Below are 14,793 nucleotides of genomic sequence, written 5' to 3'. Positions count from 1 at the left end.
ATAAGGGGCGGCTCGCGCCGCCCCCAGGGGTCGCCCGGCTATTCGCCGGTCCAACCCTGCATGAGGTCCTTGATGGTGTTGATGTAGCCGTTGGTGTCGTTCTCCACCGGCGGGGCGTAGGTGTTGATCTGGTCCTCGAGGGACTTGCCGGCGTAGAGCGGGCCGCTCATCAGCTTGTAGAAGTCCTCGATGCCCTCCTCCCACGAGCCGTAGGAGCGGTAGGAGCCGCTGCCGGTGGTGACCGTCGGCCCGTCCCAGCTCGAGCCGGGGCGGATGTTGCCGATGTTGTGATGCTCGCCCTGGGTGGAGCCCACCTTGCCGATCTGCGACTCCATGGTCGCCTGGGCGAGGAACTGGGCGGCAGGGATCCCGTACTTGTTCTCCATCTGGACCATGAACGCGCCCAGGCCCTTGCCCGCGAGCGGAGAGTTGCGCTGGACCAGGATCTCCTCGATCTTCTCGGGGCTGAGCTTGCCCATGTACTTGGCGAGGTCGGGGGACTTGGCCTTGGAAGCCACCAGGTCCGACTTCTTGGCCATGATCTCCTTGGCGAGCTTCATGGCCTTGTCCTTGGGCACGCCGTTCTTCTCGGCGAGCTGCGCGAGCTGGTCCACCGTCATCTCGCCGTCGGTGGCCAGAGCGTTCGAGAGCTTCTGGACGATCTCGAGGGCGATGCCGAGGGCCGAGGACATCCCCGACTCCCACTCCTGGCGCTTGAAGGGCTGGTAATTGCTCGGCTCGCCGGTGCGCGAGGGGACGGTGCGGGTCGGGCCGTCGCTCGAAACCGGGCCCCCGTTGCCGCGGCCGCCCCCCGAGTAGTCCGCCGAGGCGCGAGCGCTTCCCGAGCGGGAATCGCCGGGGAAGGGCGCGTCGCCCAGGGGCGGCAGGGCGTTTGCCGCGTCGTTGTCCGCGGTCGCGTCCTTGAGGCGGCCGATGCCGACGATCTTGTTCCAGCGGCCGTCACCGGGGCTGATCGTGGTGATCTCGGTGGGCTCGTTGAACTTGCGGGACTCCATCAGCTCGGTCGGGTTGCCGTTGGCGTCGACCTTGGTGACGATCGCGACGTGATCGGGATCCTTGGCGCCGTTGCCGTCCCAGTCGAAGAAGACCACGTCGCCGACCTGGGCCTTGGTGCCCTTGTCCGGAGGCGGCAGCAGAGTCTGCTCCTTCTGGAAGTACTGGATCATGGAGGGGCAGTAGTGGGGGTTGTAGCCCTTGTCCTGCATGATCTTCCCGATGTCGTACTCGGGCTTGCCGAGGCTCTTGCTCATCTCCTTGTAGGAGTCGCTGACGAAGTCGGCGCAGCAGCCCACGCTCTTCCCGTCCGCGCTGTACTTGTGGTAGTAGTTGGCGCCGAGATCGGGCGGATAGGTGTAGCCGCGCTGGTGAAGGGCGCGCGAGCCGTCCACGACGGAGTTGCCGATCTTCTTGCTGCTCTCGGCCTTGGCCGCGGCGACCACGTCGGAGAGGGCCGCGGGGCGCGAGGGCCCGTGCTGGATCGCCAGGCGATCGGTCTGGGCCTTGTGCTTGATTTCAGCCTCTTCGTCGAGCGGCTTGGTCTGGGCCGTCTTGTGGACGGTCGGATGGATCCGCGAGGTCTGATCGATGCGGCCGGTTCCCATGGCGCTTCTCCGTTCTGTCTTGGACGGTTCTAAGAGAATTATGCCCCGGCGGGCGAGCAAACCCACGCCGGCTCCCATCTACTTATCGCCCCGGTCGTGCCCGAGTTGCGTGAGGGGTGGCGCGGCTCGGCCTCTCGGCGGTTGCAAAGCACGCACCTGGCCGCTATCTTTGTAAAGAGCGCCCCTGCGCGCCCATCGCCCTGCCGACCGAGAAACGGACACCACCGATGCGCATTCTTGTTTCCAACGACGACGGGATCCACGCCCCGGGCATCCGGGCCCTGGCCCAGGCCCTGGCCACCGAGCACGACGTGACGGTGGTGGCGCCAGATCGCGAGCGCTCGGCCACTGGCCACGCCCTGACGCTGCACAAGCCCCTGCGGGTCGAGAAGCACGACCTCGGCGGCAGGGTCAAGGCGGCCTACTCCGTCAACGGCACCCCCTCGGACTGCGTCAAGCTCGCCGTCGGCCCCCTGCTGGACGAGGCGCCGGACGTCGTCTTCTCGGGGATCAACCGCGGCCCGAACCTCGGCACCGACGTCATCTACTCGGGCACCGTCTCGGCCGCCCTCGAGGCGACCATCCGCGGCTTCCAGGGGGTGGCCATGAGCCTTGCGACCTTCTCCGACGTCGGCTACGACGAGGCCGGCCAGTTCGCCCTGGTGCTCGCGCGCACCCTCGCGGCGCACCGCCTGCCGTCCAAGGTGCTGCTGAACGTCAACTACCCCTCGCTGAGCGAGGCCGCCGCGCGCGAGGTCCGGATCACCCGGCTCGGCGAGCGCAAGTACACCGATCTCTTCGAGACCCGGATCGACCCTCGCGGCAAGGACTACTACTGGCTCGCGGGCGAGGTCGTCGAGGTCGAGGAGGACCCCGACACCGACGTCTCGGCGATCCGCGACAACTGCATCTCGGTCACCCCGATCCACTACGACATGACATGCAAGGCCATGATCCCCGAGGTCCAGGGCTGGCACATCCCCACCACCCTGGCGGGCTTCGCCGCGGCCGGCAAGCAGGACTGACCCGTGCGGCACCCCCTGATCGGAATCACCACCCAGCGGCACGCCGGCGTCGGCGCCATCAAGCGCGGACGGCCGATCTACTACCTGGCCGCGGAGTACGCCGAGCGCGTGCGCGAAGCGGGAGGCATCCCCCTGCTGCTGCCGCCGGGCGCCGCCGAGATCGAGAGCCTGAGAGCCCTCGACGGCTTGCTCTTGACCGGCGGCGAGGACGTGGCCCCGAGCCACTACGGCCAGGAGCCCATCCCCGAGCTGGGCGAGGTCGATGCCGAGCGCGACGTCCAGGAGCTTCCGCTCGCCCAAGCAGCCGCCGAGCAGGGCCTGCCCGTCCTCGGCATCTGCCGCGGCATGCAGCTGCTCAACGTGGCCCTGGGCGGCACCCTCTACCAGGACCTCCCGGCCCAGGTCCCGGGCGCGCTGCCCCACCAGCAGGAGGCCCCTGTCCACGAGTCGACCCACTTGGTCGAGCTGGTGGCAAGGACCCGCCTCGCCGGGCTCGTCGGCGCCCCGACCATGGCCGTCAACACCTTCCACCATCAGGCCGTGCGCGACCTCGCGCCGGGCCTCGTGCCGAGCGCCTTCGGGAGCGACGGGGTCCTCGAGGGCTACGAGGCCCCCGACCGCTGGCTGGTGGGGGTGCAGTGGCACCCCGAGCTCCAGCCCGGCCCCTTCACCGCCGCGCTGTTCGGAGCGTTCGTGGCCGCCTGCGCCCAGCGGGCCCCGGCCCGGATCTGACCGCGTCCCCCGCACCTCGAGCCGTCTTCGCACCCGGCGGTGCCCAAGGGCCAGCGCCCGAAGGCGGCCTCGATGTGTGCTATACTTTTTGGACCAACACCGTCGAAATCCCGTCGTGAGGCGGGAACATCAGGAGGCAATCGTGAAAGTCACCCTGGAGAAGAAGGAAAAGAATCAAGTCCAGCTCGAAGTCCACGTGGACGCCGAGCGCGTCGAAAAAGCATACGATCGCGCCTATCGCCAGGTCTCCAAGGAAGTCCGCATCCCCGGCTTCCGTCCCGGCAAGGCTCCCCGCCCGATCGTCGAGCGTACCGTCGGGGTCGACTACATCAAGCACACCGCCTTCGAGAAGTTCCTGCTGCCCGAGGTCTATCCTGCCGCCATCGAGGAGGGCAAGGTCGAGCCCATCGCCGAGCCCTCGGTCGAGCTCGTCTCCTTCGAGAAGGACCAGCCCCTCGTGTTCAAGGCGACCGTCGAGGTCCGCCCCGAGGTCAAGCTCGGCGCCTACACCGGCCTCGAGATCGCGGCCCCCAAGGCCGAGGTGACCGACGCCGACGTGACCGAGCGCCTCGATCGACTGCGCGACTCCAAGGCCACCCTCGAGGTGGTCGAGCGCGCCGCCGAGATGGGCGACACCGTGACCGCCGACTTCACCGGCACCATCGACGGCGTCGAGTTCGAGGGCGGCAAGGCCACGAGCTATCCCATCGAGATGGCCGCCGGCCGCTTCATCGAGGGCTTCGTCGAGGCGCTCGTGGGCGTCAAGGTGGGCGACGAGAAGGCCACTGACCTCAAGTTCCCCGAGGACTACCCCAACGCCGAGCTCGCCGGCAAGGCCGTGACCTTCACCTTCAAGGTCCACGAGATCAAGGCCCGCAAGCGTCCCGAGCTGGACGAGGCCTTCGCCAAGGCTGCCGGCCACGACTCGGTCGAGGCCATGACCGCCAAGATCCGCGAGGACCTCAAGGCCGAGCGCGAGGATGCCCGCGAGATCGAGCTGCGCAAGCAGCTGATCGAGAAGGTCGTCGAGGGCGCCGAGATGGAAGTCCCCGACAGCATGATTGCCCGCGAGTCCAACTTCCTGCTGCAGCAGCAGGCCAACATGCTCAGCCAGCAGGGCATCGACCCCAACAAGGTCTTCACCAAGGACAACATCGAGACCTGGCGCGAGAACACCCGCCCCGAGGCCGAGAAGCGCATCCGCACCTCGCTGACCCTGGGTGAGGTCGCCCGCACCGAGAGCATCCAGCCCACCGAGGAGGAGATCGAGGAGGCCATCGCCGAGTACGCGAGCAGCTACGGCGTCGAGCCCAGCGAGTTCCGCGCCCAGGTGATCAGCAACGGCGCCTGGCCGCAGATCGCCGACGAGGTCCTCAGCAACAAGATCATCGAGTGGCTCTTCGAGCGCGCCAAGGTCTCGGAGGCCGCCCCCGTCGCCGCCAACGCGTAGCACAAACGCAGCACTGAGAGAGGTATCAACCATGTTAGTTCACAGCGGTTTGGTCCCCATGGTCGTCGAGCAGACGAGCCGCGGCGAGCGCGCCTTCGACATCTTCTCGCGCCTGCTCAAGGAGCGCATCATCTTCTTGAACACCCCGATCGACGATGCGGTCGCGAGCCTCACGATTGCCCAGCTCCTGTTCCTGGAGGCCGAGGATCCCTCCAAGGACATCCACATGTACATCAACTCGCCGGGCGGCGTGGTGACCGCGGGTCTTGCGATCTACGACACCATGCGCTACATCAAGGCCGACGTGTCCACCATCGTGCTCGGCCAGGCCGCGTCCATGGGCGCGTTCCTCCTGAACGCGGGGGCTCCCGGCAAGCGCATCGCGCTGCCCAACGCCCGCATCATGATCCACCAGCCCCTGGGCGGCGCCCAGGGTCAGGCCACGGACATCGAGATCCAGGCCGCCGAGATCCTGCGCCTCAAGCGCCGCCTCAACGAGCTGATGGCCCTTCACAGCGGCCAGCCGCTCAAGAAGATCGAGAAGGACACGGACCGCGACTTCTTCATGAGCCCCGACGAAGCCAAGGAGTACGGTCTGATCGACGAAGTGCTGGTCCCGAAGGCACCCTTGCCCCCGGCGACCGGTAGTGGGGGAACTAAATCGGATGCCTAAGTACGAAGACAACAAGGGCCAGCCCAAGTGCTCGTTCTGCGGTAAGACGCAGGAACAGGTGCGCAAGCTGATTGCTGCCCCTGGAGTCTACATCTGCGACGAGTGCGTGGATCTCTGCAACGAGATCCTCGACGAGGAGCTCTACGACAACCAGCGGACCGCGGAAGCCCCGCCCATGGAACTGGGCGAGATCCCGAAGCCGCAGGCCATCAAGAAGAGCCTCGATCAGCACGTGGTCGGCCAGGAGCGCGCCAAGAAGGTTCTCTCGGTCGCGGTCTACAACCACTACAAGCGCCTCTCGACCAAGGAGGCCGAGGGGGCCGATGACCAGGTGGAGATTGCCAAGAGCAACATCCTCCTGATCGGACCCACCGGCTCGGGCAAGACCCTCTTGGCGCAGAGCCTCGCCAAGCTCCTCAACGTGCCCTTCGCCATCGCGGACGCCACCACCCTCACCGAGGCCGGCTACGTGGGCGAGGACGTCGAGAACATCCTCCTGCGCCTCTTGCAGTCCGCCGACTACGACGTGAAGCGCGCCGAGCGCGGCATCGTCTACATCGACGAGATCGACAAGATCGCCAAGAAGAGCGAGAACCCCTCGATCACCCGGGACGTCTCGGGCGAGGGCGTTCAGCAGGCGCTGCTCAAGATGCTCGAAGGCACGGTCGCGAACGTTCCGCCCCAGGGCGGCCGCAAGCACCCGTACCAGGAGTTCATCCAGCTCGACACGACGAACATCCTGTTCATCGTGGGTGGGGCCTTCGTGGGCCTGGACAAGGTGATCGAGACCCGGGTCGGCAAGAAGACCATGGGCTTCGGCGCCGAGATCAAGGACGTCGTGGAGAAGGACCTGAGCGTGCTCTTCGAGCAACTCCAGCCCGAGGACCTGCTCAAGTACGGCCTGATCCCCGAGTTCATCGGTCGTATCCCGATGGTGGCGACGCTCAACCCGCTCGACCAGGAAGCCCTCATCAGCATCCTCACCGAGCCCAAGAACGCCATCACCAAGCAGTACAAGCGCCTCTTGGGGATGGACGGGGTGGACCTGGACTTCACCGAGGACAGCCTGACGGCGATCGCCGCCGAGGCCCTCAAGCGCAAGACGGGCGCCCGTGCGCTTCGTTCGATCGTCGAGGAGATGATGCTCGACGTGATGTACGAGGCACCGAGCCGCACCGACCTGCGCAAGGTGACCATCACCAAGGAGCTGGTCGAGAACAAGGCCGAGGCCGCCAAGCTCTTCATGCTGCCCGAAAGCGGCACCGCAAAGCAGGCTTCCTAGTCCTTGCGAATCCCCCGAAGCCGGTCCGGCGCGATGCGCCGGGCCGGCTTCGGCCTTGAAAAACCGATCGGTGCTAGAATAGCGAGGGGCCGAACGCCCCTTTACCGCTCGAATTGCCGCTCGAAAGGATCCCCCATGGCGCCAGGCGCTCCGCAAGCCGAGACCACCCTGCCCGTCGTCCCCCTGCGGGAGATGGTGGTGCTGCCCCACATGATCGCGGGCCTGTCCATGGGACGCCCCCGCTCGGTCGCAGCCGTCGAGACGGCCCTCATCGAGGGGCGAAGCCTGCTGCTGGTCGCTCAGCGCGATTCCAAGCTCGAGGCGCCCACGGCCGCCGACCTCCACGAGATGGGCACCGTCGGCGAGATCCTCCAGTCGTTCCGCCAGCCGGACGGGACCTTCCGCGTCCTGTTCGAGGCCAAGACCCGCGCGCGGATCCTGAGGGTCGACGACGGCGACGGCCCGCTGCGCGCCGCCTACGAGGCGCTGAGCGCCCCCGAGGAGAAGGGTGAGACCATCGACGCCTGGGAGCGCCACGTCCGCGAGCAGCTCGCCGAGATCATGCCGCTCGACAAGCGCCTGCCCCCCGAGGCCTCGCTCGCAATCGACACCATCCACGGGGCCTCGCACCTGGCGGACATGGCGGGCTCCTACCTGGTCCACGACCTTTCGTGCCGCCAGGCCATGCTCGAGACCGTGGGCGTCCAGGAGCGCCTCGAGATCCTGGCCAACCACCTCGCCACCCTCCTGGAGCAGCTGAAGCTGGACCAGGAGATCCACGAGAAGGTGAAGTCCAAGCTGGACAAGGCCCAGCGCGAGTACTTCCTGCGCGAGAAGCTCCAGCAGATCCACCGGGAGCTCGGCGAGGAGGACGAGAAGACCAAGGAGATCAGCGACTACCGCAAGGCGATCGCCAAGGCCAAGCTCCCCAAGGAGGCGCGCGAGCGGGCCGAGCGCGAGCTCGGACGGCTGCAGCGCACGGGCCCCCAGTCGGCCGAGTCGGGCGTCATCCGCTCCTACCTGGACACGCTCGCCGCCCTTCCCTGGGACAAGCGCACGAAGGACCAGCTGGACCTCGGCCACGCCCAGGACGTCCTCGACGCGGGCCACCACGGCCTCGAGAAGGTCAAGGATCGCCTCCTGGAGTTCCTCGCGGTGCGCGCGCTGCGCAAGTCGCCCCCGACCACGATTCTCTGCCTGGTGGGTCCTCCCGGGGTGGGCAAGACGTCGCTCGCCCGCGCAATCGCGGACGCCCTGGGCCGCAAGTTCGTGCGCGCGAGCCTGGGCGGGGTTCACGACGAGGCCGAGATCCGCGGCCACCGCCGCACCTACGTGGGGGCCATGCCGGGCCGCATCCTCGCCGGCCTCAAGACGGCGGGCACCAAGAACCCGGTCTTCCTGCTCGATGAGCTCGACAAGCTCGGCAGCGACTCGCGCTCCAACCCCTCGGCGGCGCTCCTGGAGGTCCTGGACCCCGAGCAGAACCGGACCTTCTCCGACCACTACGTGGAGAGCCCGTTCGACCTCTCCGAGGTGCTGTTCATCGCCACCGCCAACGGCACCGCGGGGATCCCCGCCGCGCTGCGCGATCGCCTCGAGATCATCCGGATCGGCAGCTACACCGAGCGCGAGAAGCTTTCGATCGCCGAAAAGCACCTGCTGCCGAAGACCCTCGAGACCCACGGCCTGAAGAGCGCCCAGCTCGAAGTGGATCGCGACACCCTCGAGGCGCTCGTCCGCGGCTACACCCGCGAAGCGGGTGTGCGACAGCTCTCGCGGCGCCTGGCTTCGCTCGCCCGAAAGGCGGCGCGCGCGGTGGTCGCAGGCAACGCCAGCCTCGCCGTGTCTCCCGAGGCGCTCTCGGCCCTGCTGGGCCCCGCGCCCCATCGCCACCGCGAGCCGCACCGCTCCCCCGAGGTGGGCACGGTGAACGGCCTCGCCTGGACCGAGGCGGGCGGCTCCATGCTGACCATCGAGGTGGCGAAGCTGAAGGGGAAAGGCCGCCTGAGCCTAACGGGCCACCTGGGCGACGTGATGAAGGAGTCGGCGCAGGCCGCCTTCACCTTCGTCAAGGCGAACGCCGAGGCCCTCGGGATCGCCGAGGAGGCATGGCTCCAGCACGACCTGCACCTCCACGTGCCGCAGGGGGCCATCCCCAAGGACGGCCCGAGCGCCGGGATGGCCATGGCGGTTGCGATCGCCTCGGTCCTCTCGGGGCGGCCGGTGCGCTCGGATCTGGCGATGACCGGCGAGATCAGCCTCAGGGGGCGCGTCATGGCCATCGGCGGGGTCAAGGAGAAGGTGCTCGCGGCGCACCGCGCCGAGCTCGACCTCGTGATCCTGCCCGAGGAGAACCAGGCGGACCTCGAGGACGTTCCGGCCGAGGTCCGCGAGGCCATGGCGTTCCGGTTCGTGTCGCGGGCCGAGGAGACCCTCGCGCTCGCCTTGCTGCCGACCCTCAAGGGCCGGGTCCCCCAGGCCCTGGCGTCGCTGGGCGCCGCCGACGCGTAGAAACGAAAGTGAGGTCTTTACCTTCCTGCAGGATGGAAAGACCTCGAAACTGAGAGTAGCTCCGCCATGGGCTCCGCGCAACAGGTCGAGGAGCGTTTTTAGAGCGTGTAACGAAACTGTTCCTTCAAGCCGCCTGCGGCGGCCAACGGTCGTAACATGCCTGGTTTTGTTAGATGCTCTTTACTTGCGGAAATCCTCGATCGCCTTCACCGCGAGGCGATCGCAGCGATCGTTGTAGGCGTTGCCGGAATGGCCCTTGACCCAGCGCCACTCGATCTTGTGCTGGGAGGCGAGCTCGTCGAGGCGCACCCACAGCTCCTTGTTCGCCACGGGCTGCTTCTGGGAGTTGACCCAGTTGTTCCGCTTCCAGCCCTTGACCCAGCTCGTGATCCCGTCGATGACGTACTTGGAGTCGCTGTGGATGATGAGGTCGACGCCCGGCCGGCTGAGCGACTCGAGGATCATGATGGCGCCGATGAGCTCCTGGCGCTGGTTGGTGGATTTCGGCTCGACCGGCGAGACCAGCTCCTTCTCCTTGACCAGGGTGTTGCCCTCGTAGGCGAGCAGGACGCAGGCGGCGGCGCCGGGACCGGGGTTGCCCGAGCAGGCGCCGTCACAGTAGGCTTCAAAACGCATGGATAAGGTTCCTCTAAGCAAGTACATCCCGATCATACCATGCCTCTATTGCGCACTATGAGCGCGATTGCGCAAACAGAACGGTTGACAATTCGCGCGAAGCGCGCTTCACTTGGACTCAGCTGACAACCGAATAGAACGCCGATTTGAACACAGCTTGCGGGCGTAATCTGCTAAAGCGTGGACGACCTCCCATGGTCGTGTCCGGTTTCTCATGGACGTCCACCTTCCAGGCCCGCCGCGCAAGCACGGCGGGCTTTGCAATTGGGAGGGACCCATGATTCGACTGGAAGGCATCAGCAAACGCTACGGCCACCCCGGCGGGGGCGACTTCGAGGCCCTCGCCCAGACCTCGCTCACCGTCGCGGCCGGCGAGATCTTCGGCCTCATCGGCTACTCCGGCGCGGGCAAGTCCACCCTCTTGCGCGTGATGAACCTGCTCGAGCGCCCCGACACCGGGATCGTCACCATCGACGGCGAGGATCTCACCGCGCTCTCGACGGCGGCCCTGCGCCGCTCGCAGCGGGAAATCGGGATGGTCTTCCAGCAGTTCAACCTGCTTTCGAACCGCACCGTGGCAGCCAACATCGCCTTTCCGCTCGAGATCGCCGGCTGGAAGAAGCCCGCGATCCAGGCCCGCGTCGCCGAATGCCTGGAAATCGTTCAGCTGAGCGATCGCGCCGACCACTACCCCGCCCAGCTATCGGGCGGCCAGAAGCAGCGCGTGGGCATCGCGCGCGCCCTGGCGCCGCGCCCCAAGGTCATCCTGGCCGACGAGCCCACCTCGGCCCTCGATCCCCGGACCACCCGCAGCATTCTCGATTGCCTGAAAGCGATCAACCGCGACTTCGGCGTCACCATCGTCCTGGTGACCCACGACATGCACGTGGTGCGCGCGATCTGCCACCGGGCGGCCCTGCTCGATCAGGGCCGCGTCGTGGAGGTGCTGGCGGTCCAAGACGGCGAGGCACGCCCCGCCACCGTCCTCGCCCAATCGCTCTTGGAGGTCTAGGTCGTGGAAGAAATGGCAACCCTGGAAAAACTGACCCTGCTTGCGCCCGAGATCCTGCAAGCCTCGCAAGAGACCGCCCTGATGCTCGCCATCGGCCTCCTGGCCGCCGTCCTGGTGGGCGGACCGCTCGGCGTGCTGCTCCATCTCACCCAGCCGCAGCAGCTCCTCGAGCGGCGCCTCCTGAACGCCCTGCTCGAGTGGAGCGTGAACCTGGTCCGCTCGTTCCCGTTCATCATCCTGATGGTCGCGCTGGTGCCCTTCACCCGCCTGGTGACGGGCACCAGCATCGGCCCGCTGGCCGCAGCCGTGCCGCTTTCCCTCGCGGCGATCGCCTACCTGGCCCGCCTCGTCGAGCAGAGCCTGAAGGAAGTGCCCCGCGGCGTCGTCGAAGCCGCGCGAGCGATGGGCGCGAGCCCGGTGCAGATCGTCCTCAAGGTCCTTCTGCCCGAGGCGCGCGCAGGCCTCGTCTCGGGGCTGACCATCCTGTGCGTCAGCTTCCTCTCCTACTCGGCGGTGGCCGGTGTCGTCGGTGGCGGAGGGATCGGGGACCTGGCCGTGCGCTACGGCTACTACCGCTACCAGACCGACGTCATGCTCGTCCTGGTGGCGCTGCTCGTCGTCGTGGTCCAGGTGATCCAGTGGCTCGGAAACCGGCTGTCCGCCAAGCTGGACAAGCGCTGAACACAAAGGAGAGAACACGTGAAGACCCTGCTCAAGACCCTCGTCGCTTCGAGCCTCGGATGGCTGCTGATCGCCCACGCCGCCCAGGCGGCCCCCAGCAAGAAGGAAATCGTCATCGGCACCAGCGTGGGCGACTTCGGGGACATGGCGCGCTTCTCGATCAAGCCGCAGCTCGAAAAGCGAGGCTACAAGGTGCGCGTGGTCGAGTTCACCGACTACGTCCGGCCGAACCTCGCCCTCGCCGAGGGGGCGCTGGACGTCAACGTCTTCCAGCACAAGCCCTATCTGGACGGCTTCGTTCGCGAGCGAGGCCTTTCGCTCTCGGGGGCCTTCCAGGTCCCGACCGCGCCCCTCGGGCTGTACGCGGGACGCCAGAAAGCGCTCGCTTCGGCCAAGCAAGGCACCACCGTGGCCGTGCCGAACGACCCGACCAACATGGCGCGGGCGCTGGTCCTGCTGAAGGATCTCGGCTGGCTGAAGCTGAAGCCCGGGATCGATCCCCTCCGGGCCTCCCTGCACGACATCGCCGAGAACCCGAAGCGGGTGCGGCTCGTCCAGCTCGAGGCCGCCCAGCTGCCGCGCTCGCGCGCCGACGTGGACTTTTCCGTCATCAACGGAAACTACGCGACCAGCTCCGGCATCCGCCTGACCGAGGCGCTCTACCAGGAGAAGAGCGACGCCTACGTGAACTGGGGGGCCATCCGGAGCGCCGATCGCTCCCAGCCCTGGGTCAAGGACGTGATCGCCGCCTATCGCTCGCCCGCCTTCCAGGGCTGGGCCCGGCAAAAGTTCGCAGGCTACAAGTTCCCCAGCGACTGGGATCAAAGGGCGGCTCGCAAATAAACACTGGCCGTCCCGCTCTTTTCGACGCCCTCGCGCGTCTCGCATGGTGAAAGCGAGGGAGGGCGTCGATGGCAAGCTGGCAGAAGGCCCTCGCCAAGGGGAGGGCGATCGCGACCGGGGCTGCGCTCTTTTTCCGAGAAGTCGCGATCGCAAGCGCTCGCGACCGGATCAACCTGCTGGGGGCCGCTCTGGCCTACTACGGCATCTTCTCGATCGGCCCGCTCGTCTATCTCGTCGTCAACATCGCGGGCCTCGTCTACGGGGTGGAGCTGGCCGAGCGCCAAGCTCTCGAACAGGTGAGGACCTACGCGGGCGCGCCCGCCGCCGAGACTCTGGCCTCGTTGCTCCACGCCACTCACCTCTCGGGCGGGGCCAGCGTCGCCGCCTGGGTCAGCGGGGCCTCCCTCGTGGCCGGGGCTGCGGGCATGTTCGCCCTCATCCATGACGCGCTCAACATCATCTGGGAGGTCACTCCCCTCAAGGGGGGAAGGCCCCTCGCCAGAGCAATCCGGACGCTGGAGAAGTACCTCCTGGCCGTGGTCGCGATCGTGGTGGTCGGGCTGTTGTTGCTGGCTTCGATCGTCCTCGGGACCCTCATGGAGGCGTTTCACGTCCCGCTCGACCTCGCCCTCCCGGGTGGAGTCGGGCTCTGGCTCTCCCTCAACGAGGCGCTTTCGCTCGGCATCGTCACGGTGGCCTTCGCCCTCATGTTCCGTCACGTGCCCGATACGGTCGTCAGCTGGCGCCACGCCTGGCTGGGCGCCAGCACGACCACCCTGCTCTTCGGGCTCGGCAAGTACGCCCTCAGCTTCTACCTGGCGCGCAGCAACGCGGGGGCGCTCTACGGGGCGGCGGGCTCCATCCTGGCGCTGCTGGTGTGGATCTTCTACTCCGCCGAGAGCCTCTTCGTCGGAGCCGAGTTCGCCAAGGTGATGGCAAGAAGGGAGGGCCCGCCGTGACGGGCCCTCGATAGACGGCGAGGCGCTCGGCTCAGCTCAGCGCTTCGATGAGGTGCCCGGCCTCCGCCTGGACCTGGCCCAGGTCCTTGGGCGAGATCAGGACGCGCATCAGGGTGAACCCATCGTCATCGTACCGGGTGTCCAGGACGCGGGCGCGCTGGTGAAGGAGGGCGACCGCCTTGTGCTGCATCGGCGAAAGGCGCAGGTGCAGCTCGCGCCGGTCAGCCTCGAAGCGCCGCTGCACCAGGCTCAGGAGGCCGTCGAGCCCCTCTCCGGTCTTGGCGGCGATCGCGATCGAATCGGGGTAAAGCTGCGAAAGGCGCGCGCGCAGGCCCGTGCCCTCGAGCCGATCCACCTTGTTGAAGACCATCACCATGGGCTTCTCGCCCGCGCCGAGCTCCGCGAGGACCTCGTTGGTCGCCAGGATCTGGTCCTCGAACACGCGGTGCGAGGCATCCACCACGTGGAGCAGCAGGTCCGCGTCGTTGATCTCGTCCAGGGTCGAGCGGAAGGAGGCCACCAGGTTAGGGGGCAGCTTCCGGATGAAGCCGACCGTGTCGGTCAGGAGCACCGAGTCGTCCGAAGGCAGGGTCAGGGATCGCATGGCCGCATCCAGCGTCGCGAAGAGCCGGTCCTCGGCGAGCACCCCCGCCTCGGTGAGGGCGTTCATGAGGGTGGACTTGCCCGCGTTGGTGTAGCCGACCAGAGAGACCTTGTAGGCCTCGGTGCGGCCCTTGCGGCGGTGCTCGGCCTGCTTGCCGATCTCCTCCAGGTCGCGCCGCAGCTCGGCGATGCGGGTCTTGGTCATCCGGCGGTCGAGCTCGATCTGGGACTCGCCCTCGCCCTTCATGTTGACGCCGCCGCCCCGCTGCCGGGTGAAGTGGCTCCACATGCCGGTCAGGCGCGGCAACAGGTACTGGAGGCGCGCCAGCTCGACCTGGGTCTTGGCCTCCTTGGTGCGGGCCCGCTGGGCGAAGATGTCGAGGATGATGCCCGTGCGGTCGGTCACCGGCTTCTCGATGGCGGCCTCGAGGTTGCGGCCCTGGGCCGGGGACAGCTCGTCGTCGAAGATGACGGCATCCACCTCGAGCGCGGCGACCATGGTGGCGATCTCGTCCACCTTGCCGCTGCCGATGTAGGTCGCAGGGTCGATCGCCTTGCGCTCCTGGATCACGCGCTGGACGATCCTGAAGCCCGCCGTGTCCGCCAGGAGGGCGAGCTCGTCCAGATGCTCGTCCAGCTCTTCGCGCCTGCGCGAGTCGCGCACCACGCCCACGATGATGGCCGTGCGCATCTCTTGCGGGGCGATGGCCGCGCCGCGGTTGGATTTCTTGAGGAGATAATCTGCCTGATTCAACATATGTCCT

General features: G+C 67.4%; 13 protein-coding genes. 10 read left to right on the top strand and 3 right to left on the bottom strand.

Features of this window, described 5'->3' with window-relative positions; translation table 11 throughout:
* Positions 1 to 38: 38 nt before the first annotated feature.
* Positions 39 to 1,622, bottom strand: a complete 1,584-nt coding sequence (locus V6D00_07720; GenBank protein HEY9899054.1) for a glucosaminidase domain-containing protein — start codon at positions 1,620 to 1,622, stop codon at positions 39 to 41.
* Positions 1,623 to 1,849: 227 nt separating this feature from the next.
* On the opposite strand from V6D00_07720, the gene surE reads away from it, so the two are divergent.
* From surE to lon, 6 genes are all read left to right on the top strand, one after another.
* A complete protein-coding gene (gene surE / locus V6D00_07715) occupies positions 1,850 to 2,647 on the top strand; it encodes a 5'/3'-nucleotidase SurE (protein ID HEY9899053.1) in 798 nt (265 codons plus the stop codon).
* Positions 2,648 to 2,650: 3 nt separating this feature from the next.
* Positions 2,651 to 3,379 carry a gamma-glutamyl-gamma-aminobutyrate hydrolase family protein gene (locus tag V6D00_07710; GenBank protein HEY9899052.1) on the top strand — a complete coding sequence of 243 codons (729 nt, stop codon included), beginning with the start codon at positions 2,651 to 2,653 and terminating at the stop codon, positions 3,377 to 3,379.
* Positions 3,380 to 3,521: 142 nt separating this feature from the next.
* Positions 3,522 to 4,829, top strand: coding sequence for a trigger factor (gene tig / locus V6D00_07705; GenBank protein HEY9899051.1), 1,308 nt, complete (start codon positions 3,522 to 3,524; stop codon positions 4,827 to 4,829).
* A gap of 31 nt (positions 4,830 to 4,860) precedes the next feature.
* On the top strand, positions 4,861 to 5,502 hold the full coding sequence (gene clpP / locus V6D00_07700) for an ATP-dependent Clp endopeptidase proteolytic subunit ClpP (protein ID HEY9899050.1): 642 nt from the start codon (positions 4,861 to 4,863) through the stop codon (positions 5,500 to 5,502).
* Positions 5,495 to 6,784, top strand: a complete 1,290-nt coding sequence (gene clpX / locus V6D00_07695; GenBank protein ID HEY9899049.1) for an ATP-dependent protease ATP-binding subunit ClpX — start codon at positions 5,495 to 5,497, stop codon at positions 6,782 to 6,784. The genes clpP and clpX overlap by 8 nt, the downstream gene beginning before the upstream one ends.
* A gap of 135 nt (positions 6,785 to 6,919) precedes the next feature.
* Positions 6,920 to 9,295, top strand: coding sequence for an endopeptidase La (lon, locus tag V6D00_07690; protein HEY9899048.1), 2,376 nt, complete (start codon positions 6,920 to 6,922; stop codon positions 9,293 to 9,295).
* 180 nt (positions 9,296 to 9,475) lie between these two features.
* On the opposite strand, the gene rnhA is transcribed toward lon, so the two are convergent.
* Positions 9,476 to 9,931, bottom strand: a complete 456-nt coding sequence (rnhA, locus tag V6D00_07685; GenBank protein ID HEY9899047.1) for a ribonuclease HI — start codon at positions 9,929 to 9,931, stop codon at positions 9,476 to 9,478.
* Positions 9,932 to 10,208: 277 nt separating this feature from the next.
* On the opposite strand from rnhA, the gene V6D00_07680 reads away from it, so the two are divergent.
* From V6D00_07680 to V6D00_07665, 4 genes are all read left to right on the top strand, one after another.
* Positions 10,209 to 10,943, top strand: coding sequence for an ATP-binding cassette domain-containing protein (locus V6D00_07680; GenBank protein HEY9899046.1), 735 nt, complete (start codon positions 10,209 to 10,211; stop codon positions 10,941 to 10,943).
* 12 nt (positions 10,944 to 10,955) lie between these two features.
* Entirely contained in the window at positions 10,956 to 11,624 is a 669-nt protein-coding gene (locus V6D00_07675; protein ID HEY9899045.1) for a methionine ABC transporter permease, read from the top strand.
* An 18-nt stretch (positions 11,625 to 11,642) separates the two neighbouring features.
* Complete coding sequence (locus tag V6D00_07670; protein ID HEY9899044.1) at positions 11,643 to 12,467, top strand: MetQ/NlpA family ABC transporter substrate-binding protein; 825 nt, start codon at positions 11,643 to 11,645, stop codon at positions 12,465 to 12,467.
* Positions 12,468 to 12,535: 68 nt separating this feature from the next.
* Positions 12,536 to 13,426, top strand: coding sequence for a YihY/virulence factor BrkB family protein (locus tag V6D00_07665; GenBank protein ID HEY9899043.1), 891 nt, complete (start codon positions 12,536 to 12,538; stop codon positions 13,424 to 13,426).
* A 31-nt stretch (positions 13,427 to 13,457) separates the two neighbouring features.
* Here V6D00_07665 and hflX read toward each other — a convergent pair whose 3' ends face one another.
* Positions 13,458 to 14,783 (bottom strand): GTPase HflX, encoded by a 1,326-nt coding sequence (gene hflX / locus V6D00_07660; protein HEY9899042.1) that lies wholly within the window; start codon positions 14,781 to 14,783, stop codon positions 13,458 to 13,460.
* Positions 14,784 to 14,793 lie beyond the last annotated feature (10 nt).

This window comes from Pantanalinema sp. (genome assembly GCA_036704125.1).
Lineage (GTDB): Bacteria > Cyanobacteriota > Sericytochromatia > S15B-MN24 > UBA4093 > JAGIBK01.
The sequence above is the reverse complement of the archived record's forward strand: the minus strand, read 5'-3'. Positions and strand labels throughout refer to the sequence as shown.

What these genes read in the sequence shown, in the direction of transcription:
- surE (HEY9899053.1), top strand. Translation starts at nt 1,850, where the DNA reads ATGCGCATTCTTGTTTCCAACGACGACGGGATCCACGCCCCGGGCATC.
- clpP (HEY9899050.1), top strand. Translation starts at nt 4,861, where the DNA reads ATGTTAGTTCACAGCGGTTTGGTCCCCATGGTCGTCGAGCAGACGAGC.
- V6D00_07675 (HEY9899045.1), top strand. Translation starts at nt 10,956, where the DNA reads ATGGCAACCCTGGAAAAACTGACCCTGCTTGCGCCCGAGATCCTGCAA.
- V6D00_07680 (HEY9899046.1), top strand. Translation starts at nt 10,209, where the DNA reads ATGATTCGACTGGAAGGCATCAGCAAACGCTACGGCCACCCCGGCGGG.
- lon (HEY9899048.1), top strand. Translation starts at nt 6,920, where the DNA reads ATGGCGCCAGGCGCTCCGCAAGCCGAGACCACCCTGCCCGTCGTCCCC.
- V6D00_07720 (HEY9899054.1), bottom strand. Translation starts at nt 1,622, where the DNA reads ATGGGAACCGGCCGCATCGATCAGACCTCGCGGATCCATCCGACCGTC.
- rnhA (HEY9899047.1), bottom strand. Translation starts at nt 9,931, where the DNA reads ATGCGTTTTGAAGCCTACTGTGACGGCGCCTGCTCGGGCAACCCCGGT.
- V6D00_07665 (HEY9899043.1), top strand. Translation starts at nt 12,536, where the DNA reads ATGGCAAGCTGGCAGAAGGCCCTCGCCAAGGGGAGGGCGATCGCGACC.
- clpX (HEY9899049.1), top strand. Translation starts at nt 5,495, where the DNA reads ATGCCTAAGTACGAAGACAACAAGGGCCAGCCCAAGTGCTCGTTCTGC.